Origin of the sequence: Chamaesiphon polymorphus CCALA 037, from assembly GCF_003003845.1 — a bacterium.
GTDB lineage: Bacteria > Cyanobacteriota > Cyanobacteriia > Cyanobacteriales > Chamaesiphonaceae > Chamaesiphon > Chamaesiphon polymorphus.
Genome location: NZ_PVWO01000082.1, coordinates 1 through 16,079 on the forward strand (window position 1 = coordinate 1; position 16,079 = coordinate 16,079).

The 16,079-nt window shown below is 46.1% G+C and carries 15 protein-coding genes; 3 read left to right on the forward strand and 12 right to left on the reverse strand.

Annotated elements, in window-relative coordinates; translation table 11 throughout:
- Positions 1–138 precede the first annotated feature (138 nt).
- A complete protein-coding gene (locus tag C7B77_RS08850) occupies positions 139–1,155 on the forward strand; it encodes a hypothetical protein (protein WP_106303001.1) in 1,017 nt (338 codons plus the stop codon).
- A gap of 144 nt (positions 1,156–1,299) precedes the next feature.
- On the opposite strand, the gene C7B77_RS08855 is transcribed toward C7B77_RS08850, so the two are convergent.
- Positions 1,300–2,352 (reverse strand): ADP-ribosylglycohydrolase family protein, encoded by a 1,053-nt coding sequence (locus C7B77_RS08855; RefSeq protein ID WP_106303004.1) that lies wholly within the window; start codon positions 2,350–2,352, stop codon positions 1,300–1,302.
- Positions 2,353–2,366: 14 nt separating this feature from the next.
- Positions 2,367–3,632: a M16 family metallopeptidase gene (locus tag C7B77_RS08860; protein ID WP_106303007.1), complete on the reverse strand. Its 1,266-nt coding sequence runs from the start codon at positions 3,630–3,632 to the stop codon at positions 2,367–2,369.
- Between the two features lie 277 nt (positions 3,633–3,909).
- On the opposite strand from C7B77_RS08860, the gene C7B77_RS08870 reads away from it, so the two are divergent.
- Positions 3,910–4,824: a hypothetical protein gene (locus C7B77_RS08870; protein ID WP_146138245.1), complete on the forward strand. Its 915-nt coding sequence runs from the start codon at positions 3,910–3,912 to the stop codon at positions 4,822–4,824.
- Between the two features lie 194 nt (positions 4,825–5,018).
- Complete coding sequence (locus C7B77_RS08875) at positions 5,019–5,342, forward strand: hypothetical protein (RefSeq protein ID WP_106303015.1); 324 nt, start codon at positions 5,019–5,021, stop codon at positions 5,340–5,342.
- Between the two features lie 268 nt (positions 5,343–5,610).
- On the opposite strand, the gene pyrF is transcribed toward C7B77_RS08875, so the two are convergent.
- The 10 genes from pyrF to priA form a co-directional block, all read right to left on the reverse strand.
- Positions 5,611–6,354 carry an orotidine-5'-phosphate decarboxylase gene (pyrF, locus tag C7B77_RS08880; protein WP_106303018.1) on the reverse strand — a complete coding sequence of 248 codons (744 nt, stop codon included), beginning with the start codon at positions 6,352–6,354 and terminating at the stop codon, positions 5,611–5,613.
- Positions 6,355–6,827: 473 nt separating this feature from the next.
- On the reverse strand, positions 6,828–7,559 hold the full coding sequence (locus C7B77_RS08885; protein ID WP_106303021.1) for a response regulator transcription factor: 732 nt from the start codon (positions 7,557–7,559) through the stop codon (positions 6,828–6,830).
- A gap of 650 nt (positions 7,560–8,209) precedes the next feature.
- Complete coding sequence (gene clpB, locus C7B77_RS08890; RefSeq protein ID WP_106303024.1) at positions 8,210–10,834, reverse strand: ATP-dependent chaperone ClpB; 2,625 nt, start codon at positions 10,832–10,834, stop codon at positions 8,210–8,212.
- A 288-nt stretch (positions 10,835–11,122) separates the two neighbouring features.
- Positions 11,123–11,803 (reverse strand): uracil-DNA glycosylase, encoded by a 681-nt coding sequence (locus C7B77_RS08895; protein WP_106303027.1) that lies wholly within the window; start codon positions 11,801–11,803, stop codon positions 11,123–11,125.
- 48 nt (positions 11,804–11,851) lie between these two features.
- Positions 11,852–12,502, reverse strand: coding sequence for an endonuclease III (nth, locus tag C7B77_RS08900; RefSeq protein WP_106303030.1), 651 nt, complete (start codon positions 12,500–12,502; stop codon positions 11,852–11,854).
- A gap of 464 nt (positions 12,503–12,966) precedes the next feature.
- Positions 12,967–13,581: an anthranilate synthase component II gene (locus C7B77_RS08905; RefSeq protein ID WP_106303033.1), complete on the reverse strand. Its 615-nt coding sequence runs from the start codon at positions 13,579–13,581 to the stop codon at positions 12,967–12,969.
- A gap of 177 nt (positions 13,582–13,758) precedes the next feature.
- Positions 13,759–14,250, reverse strand: a complete 492-nt coding sequence (locus C7B77_RS08910; protein ID WP_106303036.1) for a diacylglycerol kinase family protein — start codon at positions 14,248–14,250, stop codon at positions 13,759–13,761.
- 95 nt (positions 14,251–14,345) lie between these two features.
- On the reverse strand, positions 14,346–14,819 hold the full coding sequence (ybeY, locus tag C7B77_RS08915) for an rRNA maturation RNase YbeY (protein ID WP_106303039.1): 474 nt from the start codon (positions 14,817–14,819) through the stop codon (positions 14,346–14,348).
- Between the two features lie 88 nt (positions 14,820–14,907).
- Positions 14,908–15,159 carry a DUF3285 domain-containing protein gene (locus C7B77_RS08920; protein ID WP_106303042.1) on the reverse strand — a complete coding sequence of 84 codons (252 nt, stop codon included), beginning with the start codon at positions 15,157–15,159 and terminating at the stop codon, positions 14,908–14,910.
- A gap of 82 nt (positions 15,160–15,241) precedes the next feature.
- A partial coding sequence (gene priA / locus C7B77_RS08925) for a replication restart helicase PriA (protein ID WP_106303044.1) occupies positions 15,242–16,079 on the reverse strand: 838 nt, incomplete at its 5' end.

The window sequence follows — 16,079 nt, forward strand, 5'->3', positions numbered from 1 at the left end:
GTGTATACACCGTAGCCCCGCCCTACGGGCACCCCGTCTTGTCGGTTTTTTATTCGGAGGGAACCTCCGAATAAAACCGCCGCTCCTGGGAGGGGATTTTCCGGAGCAGTATTCGATCGAATAAATAATTGCTACCTCATGGAACCGAAAGAATTAGAATTGTGGTTAGATCGCGATCGACAGGAGCAAATACTCGATCGCCTTGTCGAGCGATTGGGCTTGACGCGCGCGCGGGGAGAGTGTTTTTTAAGATTGTGGATTTATCTATTGGTGAAGGAGCATAGAGAGCGAAATCCACAGATAAAACCACCATTGTTAGAGCTGACTTTGCTCGATCGACCCATGAGTTGCAGTCATCGCGAAGCGGCAGAATTATTTTATAGCGATCGCGATCGGGGGAGCGATCGATCGGCGGGGATGATGTTAGATAAATTAGCGGCATTGGGTTTGATTCGCAAGCAATTTGATGGCAACATCAGCCGAATTGAGATTGTTACTAGCGTGGCCGATTTAGAGCCAGAGATAGTTTCAGAAATAGTCATAAAGATCGAGCAGTTCGATCCGCGTTGTGATGCAATTCCGATCGCCAATTTGCTGGCAGCTAATTATAATTGGATGAATCACAATACCGAAGCCACACCGCATCGAATTGTCAATATTCTCCGCCAATGGGCACGTCAATACGATCGAGGAATGCGAGTTTTGCGCCGTCAGGATAATCTCAATCCGATCGGTTTTTATATCTTATATCCGACCGCCGCTGCTTCAGTACCGAACTTTTTTACAGCACCGAGTAAAAGTCTCCATTTGAGCGCGATCGGCGATACCGATCCTTTCATCATGGCTCAAGCTGGCGATCTCGATTGTGTCTCGGTATTCGTGCGGAGTTGGGCGATCGATCGGGAATATCTCGATCGATATCGCGTCTTATTTTTAGAAGATACTCAAAAAACTTTATTTCAAATGCAGGCAGATTTTCCTAATTTGTGCGATCTTTATACGATGATCGTGCATCCGATGTATGAATATCAGGCATCGGCATTAGGCTTTCAGAATATGAGTCGCGATCGACAGTTGTCTGTATACTGGATGTATCTACCACTCGATCGGTTCTTAGCTTTAAATATCTCCGATTGTTTTCCACCTAAAGTTTAACCTTTCAAGCTGAAATACTGCCGATCTTATCTCTTGTTCGGAATTTTAGGTTGTGCGTTTTCTTTGCCATTAGCAGTTGAAGGTGATTTTGGAAGTTGTTTTTTGGCATTGCTATTTCTTAACTGTGATGGTCGAGTCGTACAACTAATAAGGTGGCAATAATCGACGAAATCCATGAGTCAGAACAACTAAGAGAAAGCAAATATTACGTAAAAATTGAGCGATAATTGGCAACTTAATCGATCGAGATGCTTTCTTTGTTTCCAGGCTGAGAGCGAGCTGTTTGGATAGACGTTCCATCCAATCAACTGAAAGAAATGGTTCTATTAGTTTATTTAACCACTCGACTGGGATACCATCTTTACCCACTGATGCACCAGTAATACCCCCAACCATTGCTGCGATCGAATCAGTATCGCCGCCACATTCAACAGTTTCGATAATCGATCTTTTAAAATTATCTTGGTTACTCAACCAAGCATGAATAGCGACGGGTACAGAATGATAAACGTATCCAGAAACACCTTGGGTAAGTCCCATGGAATTAGCAAATTGAACTGTAGAATCGCCATCTTTCACGCTATCGATCGCTCGTTTTATTAGTAGTAAAAGTTCATCTGCTTCAGTGCCCAGATCAGAGCTTAATTGAAATAAGAAATCATCTCCCGACACCCGATCGGATTTGCAAGCATTTTGAGCGGCTAACGCAATCGCAAAAGCACCATACTCAGCTTTTGGATCGGTATGTGTGATTCTTGACGCAACCCGCACGAATTCTTTAAGTTTGACAGGATCTGCGATCGCCACTCCGATAATTGCCGCACGCATTGCTGGGCCATTTCCTGCCGAAAAAACCCCACTGCGATCGGGACTAAATCCCAGCCATAGCTTGAGAATCGAACGTAAAGTTGCTAATCCTACACCTGCTGGTAAGCTAAGTAGCCACCAGCGTAGCCGCCGAGCTAGTTGCTGTTGAAATTTAGTGACATCTCCACCCGCAGCAATTAGGGATTGAGCGACAATGCAAGTATGCTCGGTATCGTCAGAAACCATACCAAACCCAAACAGCAATCGGTGTCGATCGGGAGTTCCTAGTAATTTAGCACCGCGACGACGGGACAAGCCTTCGTATGGAAGCCCGATTGCGTCCCCAACAGCAGTACCTAAGATCGCACCGATAATTTGAGCTTGTCCCATAATTATTGACTACTTCAAGCCATCGCCATCGCCATCATACCCTCCTCCTGGGGACTGACGATCGAAATGTGTGGTTCGCTGAGATATTTATTGGCTACGGTTTGTAGTTGTGCCGAGGTAAGTTTTTGGATCGCTCGATCGAATTGGCTGTCGAAATCGATACTCAATCCTAATAGTTCGTACCAGCCATAGGTTTGAGCCAATTGGCCGTTAGTTTGTTTGCCGAGGGCATATTGACCGAGCAGTTTGTCTTTGGCGGTTTGGAGTTCGGCGGCGGAGAGTAATTCTATGCACAAGCGATCGACTTCGGCTCGCAAGCCGCTCAGGGCAACGCGGATATTGCTCGGCGCGGTACCCATGTAAGCGCAAAAGTGCGATGTATCTAGTCTGGTCGGGTAAAATGCCGATACATCATAGGCTAGTCCGCGTTTTTCGCGTAATTCTACGAATAAGCGACTGGACATACCGTTGCTTAAGTAGCTGTCGATCAATTTAAGCGCGATGCTGTCGGGATCGTGGATTGGGGGCGCAAGGTAGCCTAGCATGACGATCGCTTGTTGAGTGGCTTGATACTCGACTTGCCACTGGGGTTGGGTGACAACATCGGGAGCGACGATCGTCGGCGGTTCGATCTGCGGAATTTCCCAATCGCCGAATACTTCGGTTACTAACGCGATCGCTTCGTCAGGCGTAATTCGCCCTGCAAGGCTGACAATTAGTCGATCGGGACGAATGTGCATCTGGTGATACTCAACTAAGTCCTGACGGGTAATTTGTGCGAGTGTCGCCGCAGTACCCAGGCTCGATCGCGAGTAGGGATGTGCGCCATACAGAGACGTCCGTAACTGACGATAAGCATTATTAAACGGTTGCTCTGTCTGCGATCGAATTGCTTGCAGGATCAGCTTGCGTTCGAGGGCGATTTGATCTTCAGGAAAACTGGGCTTTCGGAGGATTTCGCCTGCTAATTTAAAGATGCCGATGAGATCGGATTTAACTGTCTTGAGACTGATTTTGATGTAATCTGTCGTCGTCTCCGCACCCAATCCCGCCCCAATTGATTCGACTCGATCGGCGATCTCTAGAGCGGACAATCTTTGCGTTCCCTTTGTCATTACGGAGGTCAGTAGTTGAGCGATGCCAGCCCGCTCGGCTTTTTCCCAGCGACTTCCCGCTGCAATAAAAAACCGCCCAGAAACAATATCTGCTGTAGGGTTGGCGATCGTCAGAACTGTAATACCATTTGCTAACTGGCTCCGATGAATTGGGGGATTAATCATTGGGAAGGATAACTACGAGACACTAAATACACATCTTACTTACCAAGCTACACCAGATCTGCCACTGCGTGCCGATACTGCCGGAAAAACGACAACAAGTACAATGGCCGAAGTAAGTATATACATCGCCAATGTTAGTATACTAATATACTTGGAATGACTAGATCTAAAATCTTGGCAATTCGATCGATCCCGAGATTTTATAAAATTCCCGATCTAGCTCCCAAAATACCAAAGTTGTTCTTGTTATTTATTATCATTCTGGAAAAATATATCAATGAAAAGATTACTGTGGTTTACGTGCTGTTCGATCCAGTCTTTGGTATGGACGACGGCAGCTCAAGCCACCCCCATTAGCGAATCTGCATATTTACCGACTACGAAGGTAGAGAATGTACCTACCAACTTGCTGGCACAAGTGACGCCGTCTGCCGAGAGTCCTAGCACACCGCCGAGTCCACCCGAACCAATCGTCACCGATGACTACAAACTCCCAACCTCTCCAGGGTTTTCAATTTTCAATCCTGTTGGTTTTGGAGCAGACAATAATACAGTCTTCTTTTCTGTAAGCTATCAAAAGCGCACCCGATTTACCCAAATAGCTGATGGTGAAGCTGGATTTGGGATCGGCTTAGGAGATGCCTATCGATCGCTTGGTGCAGAGTTGTCCTACAGTATCAATAGCTTTGGTTCTAGTGCTGGATTTGGGAGCGGTGCATTTAACATCAAACTGCACAAGCGATTGAGTGAAGATACATCCGTGGCTGTGGGTTGGAACCAGTTCCTGCAAGTGCGATTCAAAGGTGGCCCCAATCTAGGTACCGACTTTCCGTCTAATTCATATTATGTGGCTGGTACCAAAATTTTTCGCACTCGCGCTAATGCAGACGATTTCTTCAGTCGTGTTGCCGTAACAGGTGGCGTCGGTAGCGGCGTATTCTTGCGGTTCGATCGCACGCTCAGTCCTGGTACTTCTAATAGCGGTTTGAATGCTTTTGGTTCGGTTGGCGTCAGAGTTGCCAGACCAGTTAGTGCAATTTTGGAGTGGACGGGGCAAGACTTAGCGGCTGGTTTGTCGATCGCGCCGTTTGAAAATTTTCCGTTAGTAATTACTCCCGCTATTCGCGATCTGGCTGGTGCGGGAGATGGGGCTAGATTCGTCGTTGGTTCGAGTGTAGCTTTTAATTTCTAAAAAAGCAAAGATAGGTATAATATTTTATACTTTTAAAAAAATCTCTAAGGGTAGCATTGGGTAACTAAAAATCGAATATTTGTTAGAGTTTGGCTTCATTCGCGCGATTCGCGTTAAATCGGGAAGAATCGATCGAGGTTGACCTTAACTAAATTGTCCATAAGATCGAGTGTCATTTTTAACTTTTAGATACCATGTTTGTAAACTCTAAACTTCAACAGTTAACTCTTAGCATCGCGTTCGCTGGGGCGATCTCCGGTGGCTCGGTGCTACCAGCTATGGCTGGAGGCAACAATGGCAGCAATAGCAGCGGTACGAGTGTCAGCAATATCAGTGGTACCAATGTTAGCAATACTACTGGCACTAACACCAGTAATAGCACGGGCACCAATGCCAGCAATACTACTGGCACTAACGCGAGCAATACTACTGGTACTAACGCTAGCAATGCTTCCGGAACAGATACCGAATCGAAGGCAAAAGTTCGATCGATGATTCGTTCTAACGCAATCTGGTAATCCCGATCGGGAGTCAGGAGTCGAGAGTTGGGAGTTGGGAGTTGGGAGAATGGTGACAAGCACTGGTAGCCTAATTTCCGCCATTTATTACTAGAAGATCGGTTGTTTAGCTCGCTACCGAAATTCGGCGTTGCTAGATTGGGGTACGATTCTGGATCTTTTCTGTACAAACTGATGCGTTTAACTCCCAACTCCGAACTCCCAACTCCGAACTCCCAAACTTATCACCAGCAATTTTATACTTCGCTCCAGCACCACCCGAAATTCTCTACCGACCTGCAAAGATTTCGGCGATCGTGTTCTGAATTTCGCAAGCAGCTTGATAGGGGTCGGGTGCCGACTTAATCGGTCTGCCGACTACGATATAATCGGCTCCATTCATAAATGCGGTTTTGACATCGACGGTGCGCTTTTGGTCGTCTCGCTGTTCGGCGGTATTATCTACTGGTCGAATGCCGGGAGTGACGACGAGGAAATTGGCATCTAAATTGGCTCTGAGGGCTTTGGCTTCGCGTCCGGATGAAATCACCCCATCGCACCCGATCTCTAGGGCGCGTTTGGCTCTAGAGAGCACGAGAGCATCAGGATCGCAATCGAAACCCAAGTCGTTGAGGTCGCCGCGATCGAGACTAGTTAAAACGGTAACTGCCAGAATTTTGAGATCTTGTTTTTCGCGTACTGCTGCTTTTAAAATTTCATCGTTACCGTGAACGGTAACAAAACTAATGCCGCGATTGGTGAGTTGTTTGACTGCTGAACCGACGGTTTGCGGTACATCAAAAAACTTGAGATCGACAAAGATTTTTTTATTGCGGGCGAGTAACCAATCGATCGTTTCAAAGTATTGTCCGCCCAAAAACATCTCCAGACCGAGCTTGTAAAAGACAATCGCGTCACCGAGCTGCTCGACGATCTGTTTGGCTCGATCGCTACTATCGACATCGAGTGCAAAGATCGTTCTTTCTTTAGGGTCGATATTTTTTTGAGACAAATAAGATCGATCGTCTGACATGATTTTGGCTGGCAACATTACGGTAATCTTCTTCAAGTTTAGCGGCAAAAGTACCCTAGTTGGCGCGATTCTCGCAACGAGAGGCTACGCCAACGAATCGCCACAAAAACAGGGAGAAACAAATTATAAATTGCTTCTCCCTTAAATTCCGATAAGTTGAAATCTTGACTATTCTAGCTAGTACCGAGCGGCACAAGTTAGGTTACTATTTCACACTCCTTTCCTCCTTTCCTCCCCGCTCCCCGCTCCCCGCCAAAATAGTAACTAGATTTACGCCGTAGACTACTAGTCCCGAGCGGCGTAAATCCTAGTCCTATTTCGGCAAGAGTTGGGAGAGTATAGGCAATGGTTGCTTTACTTATGTCATCGAGTACTAGTACTAGGCGGTAGAAGAGAGGTGAAGATCTGGCTTTCGGTACTACAGCGACTCTCTACTCTCGACAAAATATTAACTCTATTTACGCCTAGGGTTACTAGCCTCGCGCCTCAGCCGCTCTTTGTTCGTCTTGGGTTTGGGGCGGGCGATAGCCATGCTCGAAGGCAAATCTGACCAACTGCGATCGATTCTCTAGATTTAGCTTGGTCAGAATATTGCTCAGGTGGGTTTGGACGGTACGCGGACTGATAAATAAGCGTTGACTGATTTGTTTGTTCGTCAAACCTTGAATTACTTCCCAGAATACCCGCGCTTCGGCTGGAGTCAATGGTAGATCTTCTTCGGGTTCGAGATGTTTGACTTGGGCTACAGATTCGGCGGCATTTTCGCCATATTCAGTTTCAGATTCGCTATCTTCTGGCACTTTTTGCATCAAACGTACCATCTCGGAGTGAATCCGTCGCGAACGTTCTAGTTGTGCTTCGATTTTGGCAAGCAATTCCAATGGCTCGAACGGTTTGGTGATATAGTCGTCAGCACCGATATAATGACCTTGAATCCGATCTTCGAGATCTTTTTTAGCCGTCAAAAAGATAAATGGCACTAACTGTCCGGGTCTGGTCGCCCGCAAACGGCGGCAAAATTCTAGACCATCCATTCCGGGCATCATGATATCCGACACGACCAGATCGGGCGGATCTTGAGCGAACAGTTTTAACCCCTGGACGCCAGAGGTAACCACCCGTACTGAATAGCCCCGCTTTTCGAGATAGCGTGTCAGTACGGTTTGGAGAGTTTTATCGTCGTCTACTAATAAGATTTTTTTCACGTTCGGATCCTTGGGGTCACAACGATGTGTTGGGAAAATGGGGTATTTGTAAACATTAATAAATTTAGCAATACAATCTGGTTACTTTGGCAATTAAAGAATTAAGATACTTTGCTAATTATTTTAAATAAGGGGGAAACTTATAGTCTATCGGTAGTTGGTATGTAAGCTAACACTACTTGCGGTCGTTGGTTCGACTTGGATGTGTGGAGCTAGCGTGTAGCCAAAAGCTACGATGCTTGCTTATCTATATATACATACATACAACTATACAACCAGGAAAGTTACTAAAGATATCTGAAAAAGTTTTGTCACCCATAACTAACTCGCTCATCCTCTGCCAAAATGTTCGTGCAGAGCGTTGCTGATAAATCTATTATTCCCGCAATTTAGGGATATAGCACAATATTACATAGTCTTATCTACATATTTGTCTGAGATCGTTTGTAGCGGCAACATCTACACCAAGAGACAGCGTGGGTAAGTCACAATTCACTGAAGCGATGATGCTAGCGATCGGATAATACCGATCTGTAATTACCTCAGCATACCTTAATAGCCAGCTTGACTGGTATATATGCTACATCCCCGACTTCTCACAGAAATCAGGGATGTGTCCTCAAAGCTAACTGATTTATAGACGATCGCAATTAAGTTTCTTGGACGACGATATTTGCGGGTAGCCGACTGAATGCGAGATGGTCGTTATGCACCTCCACAAAGATGGTATCGCCTTCTTTAAAATCACCTCGCAAAATTCCTTTGGCAATGATGGTTTCCAACTCTTTTTGGATCGTCCGTTTGAGCGGTCGCGCGCCATATACGGGGTCGTAACCGACATTTGCCAAGAAGTCGAGCGCGGATTCTGCTAATTTTAGCGATAACTTGCGATCTGCCAAGCGTTTTTCGAGGCGGGCGACTTGGATTTTGACGATATTCCGCAGTTCGGATTTTTGGAGACTGTGGAAAATAATCGTATCGTCGATCCGGTTGAGAAATTCGGGACGGAAATTATGACTCAGAGCTTCTAAGACGCGAGCTTTCATCTCATCGTATTTAGAGTCATCGCCAGCGAGATCCAGAATATATTGCGAACCAATATTACTAGTCATAATAATGACCGTATTTTTGAAGTCTACCGTTCGACCTTGAGAATCGGTCACCCGTCCGTCATCGAGCACCTGCAACAGCACGTTAAAGACATCGGGATGTGCTTTCTCGATTTCATCGAACAGAATTACCGCGTAGGGACGACGGCGGATGCTTTCGGTGAGTTGTCCGCCTTCTTCATAACCGACGTAGCCTGGAGGCGCACCAATCAGGCGCGAAACGGCATGTTTTTCCATGTATTCGGACATATCGATCCGAATCAGGGCATCTTCGGCATCGAAGAGGTAATTGGCCAGCGTCTTGGCTAATTCGGTTTTACCCACGCCTGTGGGGCCGAGGAAGATAAAGCTCGCGGTGGGGCGATTGGGGTCGGATAAACCAGCACGAGAACGCTGGATGGCTTCGGCGACGGCGGTGACGGCTTCTTCTTGCCCGATGACGCGACGGTGCAGTTCGTCTTCGAGGTAGAGCAGTTTTTCCCGTTCGGTTTCGACGAGTTTGGTGAGGGGAATTCCCGTCCATTTGGAAATAATCTCGGCAATATCGGCTTCGGTAACTTCTTCGCGGAGCAGAGATTTTCCGGTAGTTTGAGATTGGGAGAGTTTGACTTCAGCGGCTTCGAGTTTACCTTGCAGTTCGATCAGCTTACCAAATTTAAGTGCGGAAGCCTGAGCCAAATCGTAATTGCGTTCGGCTTGTTGGATTTCGATATTGACTGTATCGATTTCCTCTTTGATCGTTTGGATATCGGTAATGACATCTTTTTCCGACTGCCATTGTGCGGTAAGGGCGCGTTGTTCTTCTTTGAGATCTCCTAGCTCTTTTTCGATCTTTTGCAGACGTTCGCGAGCAGTATTCGATGTATCTTTATTCACCGACAACCGCTCCATTTCTAATTGGAGCACCTTCCGATCGATCTCATCTAATTCTTCTGGTTTAGATGTAATTTCCATCTTCAGACGGGCGGCGGCTTCATCCATTAAATCGATCGCTTTATCTGGCAGAAACCTGTCGCTAATATAACGTGTAGATAATGTGGCCGCAGCTACCAAGGCATTGTCAGAGATTTTCACCCCATGATGCACTTCATAGCGTTCTTTTAAACCTCGCAAAATCGAGATCGTATCTTCGACACTCGGCTGATCGACATATACTTGTTGAAAGCGACGTTCGAGAGCGGCATCTTTTTCGATATATTTACGATATTCATCGAGCGTAGTCGCACCGATACACCGCAGCTCGCCCCGTGCCATCATGGGTTTGAGCAGGTTACCCGCATCCATCGCACCTTGGGTAGCACCCGCACCGACGACGGTATGGATCTCATCGATAAATAAGATGATTTGACCTTGAGATTCAGTGACTTCTTTGAGTACGGCTTTGAGTCTTTCTTCAAACTCGCCGCGATATTTTGCTCCAGCAACTAAGGCACCCATATCGAGCGAAATGAGCTGGCGATCTTTGAGCGATTGCGGTACATCGCCGCTAATAATCCGCTGGGCTAAACCTTCGGCAATTGCCGTTTTGCCGACACCAGGTTCGCCAATCAAGACGGGATTATTTTTAGTTCGGCGAGATAAGATTTGAATCGTCCGCCGAATTTCATCATCGCGACCGATCACGGGATCGAGTTTACCGCGACGGGCAAAATCAGTTAGATCTCGCCCATATTTAGAGAGAGATTCGTATTTATTTTCTGGATTTTGATCCATGACTTTCTGACTGCCCCGAATTTGTGAAACGATCGTTTTGAGCTTACTTTCTTCAAGTTTAAAATCTGCAAAAAATTGCTTCCCAAATCGATCGTCGTGGGGATATGCTAGCAATAAATGCTCGATCGAAATAAACTCATCATCGTATTCTTTGCGATATTTCTCCGCTCGATCGAGTAATGTATCGATACTGCGTCCGAGGTAGACCGAACTAACCGCACCAGAGATCCGGGGCTGTTTTTGAATATAACTCTCTACACCTTGCCGAAACTGGCTCAAGTTCACGCCAGCCTTACTCAAGATACTCGTTGCTAAACCATCTTGTTCGAGTAATGCTTTGAGCAAATGCTCCGATTCCATCTGCTGGTGATGTGAAGCTTTGGCAATATCCAGGGTATTAGTAACCGCCTGCCAAGCCTTTTCTGTAAATTGTTGGGGGTTATTAGGTTGCATGATGCGACTGGAATAAAATTTTATATAAGCAGCACCGCCGAGGATTATGGCTCGTTGTCGCTACCTCCTCATTGTAGTCAGATCGATCGGTTTGATAAGGTCGGTATTTACGATATAGCTGCTAGTTATTGCCGAAATTCGATCGAGCGTGAGCCATTTGAGTAATGTGACGATCTCGCTCTTGTCACAAATCGTGTAACCTCTCGCGCGAGCGATACCCGTAGGGGCAATTCATGAATTGCCCCTACGGGTATCGCTCGCGCTTAGTTATAAAAATGGCTGAATGAATTAAATCTTGGCTAATTGCCAGTTAATTTGTGGTTTGTCGATCGAATTTAATGCTGTATTAATTGCCGAAAAAGGCTTACTCCCAAAAAAGCCATTTCGCGCCGAAAGTGGCGAAGGATGAGCCGATTGAATGACAATATGTTTGCTGGTATCGATTAATTTTAGTTTCTTTTGGGCGTAAGCACCCCACAATACAAAAATCACCGGATCGGTTTTCTCGCTGACTTTACTAATTACAGCATCTGTAAACTTTTCCCATCCTTTATCTTTATGAGAATTAGGCGTATGCGCGCGAACTGTCAGCACTGCATTTAACATTAGGATGCCTTGCTCTGCCCAGTTTACCAGGTAGCCGTGCTTGGGAATCTCACAGCCGAGATCGGCGTGCAGTTCTTTATAAATATTGACCAGAGATGGTGGAACTTTTATCCCCGGATTGACCGAAAAACACAACCCATGCGCCTGATTTGTATCGTGATAAGGATCTTGTCCGAGTAATAAAACATTCACTCGATCGTAAGGTGTTAATTTAAAAGCTGCAAATACATCCGCTGCGGCGGGAAATATCTCTTCTGTTTGTCTTTCTGTAGCTATAAAATCTTGCAGCTTTTGAAAATATGGCTGTTCAAACTCTGTTGCCAGAACTTTTTGCCAATCACTAGAAATCGATGGGATAGTCATATTTATTAGTTATTTTGAGTGGTGCCTGGAGACTAAAATAGTTGCGATCTAAATATTTTGTTCGCAGATATTTTCCAAAATACACTCGCTGCATTTAGGACTGCTGGCAATACAGGTATAACGCCCGTGGAGGACGACGGCGGGGCCAAAAAATGTCCAGTCTTCCTGGGGCACCAGTTTCATTAAATCTCGCTCGATTTTATCGGCATTTTTTTGTTTCGATAGTCCCAAGCGCGGACTGACGCGGGCGACATGGGTATCGACGATGATGCCCGAAGGGATATCGAACGCGCAGTTGAGCACCACATTTGCCGTTTTGCGGGCGACGCCTGGTAAGGTGGTGAGTTGCTCCATAGTGGGTGGAACTTCTCCTGCAAAGCGTGCGACTAACTCTTGGCACATACTTTGGACTGTTTGGGCTTTTTTGCGATAAAAGCCTGTCGGTTTGAGATCTTCTTCGAGTTCGAGGATGTCTGCGTCGGCAAAAGCTTGGGCGGTAGGGTATTTGGGAAATAAGGTTTTGGTAACTCGATTGACGCGCTCGTCAGTACACTGCGCTGCCAAGATGGTGCCGACGAGAAGCTGAAGCGGTGTGTCCCAATCTAACTCATAGGTGGCGTTGGGATGAGCTTGTTTAAGTCTGCCGAGCATTATCTCGATTCTAGCTAGCAGCGGCTCTAGTGACGGGTTTTTAGTCATAGAAAAATCGTCTCGATCGAGATTTGGAGGTGTAATGCAAACATCAATACTAATATTATAGTACATTTGTTTGTTATTCTCTCATAAGTTTGAAACTCTACAGCATTGAGGATCTGACTGGGATGAAGAAGTTCAGAACAATCGGGTTTATTTCTATATGGTTCTACCGAACATACTATGCTGAATTTAAACTCAAACGCTCTCTAGCTAAGGATTTAGCGCGAAAAATGAGTTGTTGTTAGATTTATTTGCCGCAAACCCCGTCACCGCAATCATTTTACGGGTTCGCTATCCGATTTTGCATAGCAAGTTCGGTAGAGCCTTCTATATTTCCCAATTTTGGCCGCGAACTACGTTCTCCATCAAAATGCGATGGCCATTAAGGATCGAGCGAACTTTAATAAAAGACAGCGGCAGCAATTTAAATTGCTGCCGTCATGTTTACTACTAAGCTCGATTGCTAACTAGACAGTTGCATTCAGAGATTTAGATTTAATTGATGTCAAGAAATTTTTGAGTAACTGCTTGCCAGAACTGGTCAAAATACTTTCTGGATGAAACTGTACCCCTTCAATCTGGGGATAATCCCGATGGCGCACGCCCATGATCGTGCCATCTTCAACCCAGGCATTAATTTCCAGACAGTCCGGACAGGTGGCTCGATCGATAACTAAACTATGATAGCGAGTAGCTGTAAAGGGATTGTCTAAACCTGCAAAGACACCCGTATTGTTATGATAGATTTCCGAAGTTTTGCCGTGCATCAAAATCGGTGCGGGGATCGTATCGCCACCAAAAGCCTGTCCGATGCTCTGATGTCCCAAGCATACGCCTAAAATTGGATATTTGGTGCCGAGTTCGCTAATAATTGCCATGGAGACGCCTGCATCTTCAGGACGCCCTGGCCCTGGCGAGATCAAAATCCCATCGGGTGCGAGATTGTCGATCTCGGCGATGGTAATTCGATCGTTGCGATAGACGCGAATATCTTCAGCAATGGGTAATTCCTGGCCTAATTCGCCCAAATATTGGACGAGATTATAGGTGAAGCTGTCGTAATTATCAATAACTAAAATCATGCATTACACTATCCCAACCTTACTCAGTGTAAAGCAAAGATCGCCATTTGCGTTGAAGCGTTCTCGAAAGAATCGCTGCAAACTTAAATTCCGATCGAACGGATAGCTGGAGATGCGAATATTGACTCGATTAAACCTCGATCGAGTGACGATCGTCGAGTGCTAACCTCTAACCGCTTAATGGACGAATAGTAAAATTGCTTTGGGGATGACCAAACACATACCGACCAATACCGATGCAAATGCCGAAATTAATACCGCACCAGCAGCACAGTCTTTAGCAATCTTGGCTAGTTCGTGATAAGTTTGACCGACAGTCAGATCCACAACAGATTCGATCGCGGTGTTTAATAGTTCTAGAGTTAAGACTAAGCCGCTAGTAATACAGATTACCGCCATTTCTACACTACTCAACTGTAACAGCGCGCCGATGACGATCGCTAACGTGCCCATTACGCAGTGAATGCGAAAATTACGTTGCGTATTGTAGGCATAGGTCACCCCAGCAGCAGCATATTTAAAACTTACCCCAATACTGGTGGCAACACGCCAAGCCTTAACGCGAGTGCGATCGCTTCGTTCTAACTGATGGTGAGCAGATGTAGATATTTTACTAGTCATATCTGATTGAATCGTAGTATTTGCGGACTCGTCCAGTTTAATCTGCATCGATAGGTAACTCCCACAGGAAAAATAATGATTTATGGGCTTGAGGCTTAACACTTATGGCTTAAAGTTCTCATTTATACACTCGATAATGAGAATCACAAGCCGACGCATGATAGAAATTTTTCTTGCTGATGCAACATTAGCAACAAACTTGCTTCGTCGGGGTGATCCCATCCCAGCAAGTGTAGTAACCCATGACCAGCCAGCCAAGCTAATTCCTTTTCTAAAGAATACCCATGTTCGGCAGCTTGAATAGCAGCAGTATCGACAGAAATAATAATGTCGCCCAAATACAGGCTTACATCGGCTGTTTCATCGGGCAGTGGCGGAAAATCTACCTCCATTGCTGCAAAAGATAAGACATCAGTCGGCTCATCTCGATCGCGAAATTGAGAGTTTAAAGATTGAATCTCGCTATCGTTAGTTAGACGCAAACTCAGCTCATAAGTGTCTGCTGGTGGTAAATCTAATCCTGGTGTCTGCAACCAGTCTCGAAACCAGTCGCTCCAAGTAGTTTCGTCGATCGTACTCGGCTGATACAGGTCTTGAACGATTAATTCTAAATTCATCTAGTCGGCAAATAGTGGTGCTGGGTTAGTGGTTTCCAGATCTAGGCGCAATGCTCCTCTGGAGCACCCGTCAGACATCCAGTCGCGATTATCTAGTCAGATATGCGAGTCCCACGAACAATGCTAATAAGCCGATAGTGCTAAGTGCAAAATGCTGAAGTGATTTGCCGCGCTTTTTGACCATATTGCGCATGGCATATTTAACATATTTGGTTTTGAGTTCTTCTGGGGTCGGCGGAACTTCGAGCGTGGCCGTCGATGTAGCAAGATTGAGATCTGAGGGAGATTGGATGACCGCAGTAGATTCAGTGGGATTGTTATCTATGGGTGTATCAGTCATGAGGGCGATCGGGATGTGGGTTTGCTTTTAGTTTAGCGAATACGATCTTATACTATCCTTTTCTTGCGTTTTGTAACAATCTTTATAAAAAGTTCTGCGGATCGACGTCGATCGTCATCTTGACAACGTTAGAACATTTGCTTCTGAGTACTTCCCAATCGGGGAGGGTCGCACTCCCATCTGGCAAGTATTTCAGCATAATTTGCCAGCGGTAGCGATTATTAACGCGCATGACTGTGGCGGGGGCAGGCCCCAAGACTTCGTAATGTCCGGCAATGGCTGCATCAATCAGGATGGTGCCGATTTCCGTGACGGTGCGTTCGACCGCATCGGCATCAAGGCTGCTAAACCGGAGTAAAATTAGCTTGCCATAAGGAGGATAATCGAGCATCCGCCGTTCTGGTAGCTCGGCAGCGATAAAGGCTTGATAGTCATGCTTGGTGACGGCAGCAAGGACGGGATGTTCGGGATTGTAGGTTTGAATGATAACGCGTCCGGCTTCATCGCCACGCCCACAGCGTCCCGCTACTTGAGTGAGAGTTTGAAAGGTGCGCTCGGCAGCTCGATAATCCGATAGATGCAATAAGCCATCGGCTGCTACCACCCCCACTAGGGTGACCTGTGGCAGGTCTAATCCTTTGGTGAGCATTTGGGTACCCACGAGCAAATCGGCCTCGCCCTGGACGAATGCGGTCAAAATCCGGCGATGGGAGCCTTTGGTACTAGTTGTATCGCTATCGAATCGCAGGCACTTAAGTTTGGGAAATTGTTGGTTTAATTCTTCGACAATTTTCTGGGTACCGCTACCGAAATACTTGAAATAGGGCGAGTCGCATTCTGGACACCTTGGCGGCTGAGGTTGGCAATGATTGCAATAATGGCAGCGCAACAAGGCTTGTGCTGATGTCCCTGGCTGATGG

Excerpts from the sequence above, each read along its gene's own strand:
- C7B77_RS08850 (WP_106303001.1), top strand. The coding sequence starts at position 139 with ATGGAACCGAAAGAATTAGAATTGTGGTTAGATCGCGATCGACAGGAG.
- C7B77_RS08855 (WP_106303004.1), bottom strand. The coding sequence starts at position 2,352 with ATGGGACAAGCTCAAATTATCGGTGCGATCTTAGGTACTGCTGTTGGG.
- C7B77_RS08860 (WP_106303007.1), bottom strand. The coding sequence starts at position 3,632 with ATGATTAATCCCCCAATTCATCGGAGCCAGTTAGCAAATGGTATTACA.
- C7B77_RS08870 (WP_146138245.1), top strand. The coding sequence starts at position 3,910 with ATGAAAAGATTACTGTGGTTTACGTGCTGTTCGATCCAGTCTTTGGTA.
- C7B77_RS08875 (WP_106303015.1), top strand. The coding sequence starts at position 5,019 with ATGTTTGTAAACTCTAAACTTCAACAGTTAACTCTTAGCATCGCGTTC.
- pyrF (WP_106303018.1), bottom strand. The coding sequence starts at position 6,354 with ATGTCAGACGATCGATCTTATTTGTCTCAAAAAAATATCGACCCTAAA.
- clpB (WP_106303024.1), bottom strand. The coding sequence starts at position 10,834 with ATGCAACCTAATAACCCCCAACAATTTACAGAAAAGGCTTGGCAGGCG.
- C7B77_RS08895 (WP_106303027.1), bottom strand. The coding sequence starts at position 11,803 with ATGACTATCCCATCGATTTCTAGTGATTGGCAAAAAGTTCTGGCAACA.
- nth (WP_106303030.1), bottom strand. The coding sequence starts at position 12,502 with ATGACTAAAAACCCGTCACTAGAGCCGCTGCTAGCTAGAATCGAGATA.
- C7B77_RS08905 (WP_106303033.1), bottom strand. The coding sequence starts at position 13,581 with ATGATTTTAGTTATTGATAATTACGACAGCTTCACCTATAATCTCGTC.
- C7B77_RS08910 (WP_106303036.1), bottom strand. The coding sequence starts at position 14,250 with ATGCAGATTAAACTGGACGAGTCCGCAAATACTACGATTCAATCAGAT.
- ybeY (WP_106303039.1), bottom strand. The coding sequence starts at position 14,819 with ATGAATTTAGAATTAATCGTTCAAGACCTGTATCAGCCGAGTACGATC.
- C7B77_RS08920 (WP_106303042.1), bottom strand. The coding sequence starts at position 15,159 with ATGACTGATACACCCATAGATAACAATCCCACTGAATCTACTGCGGTC.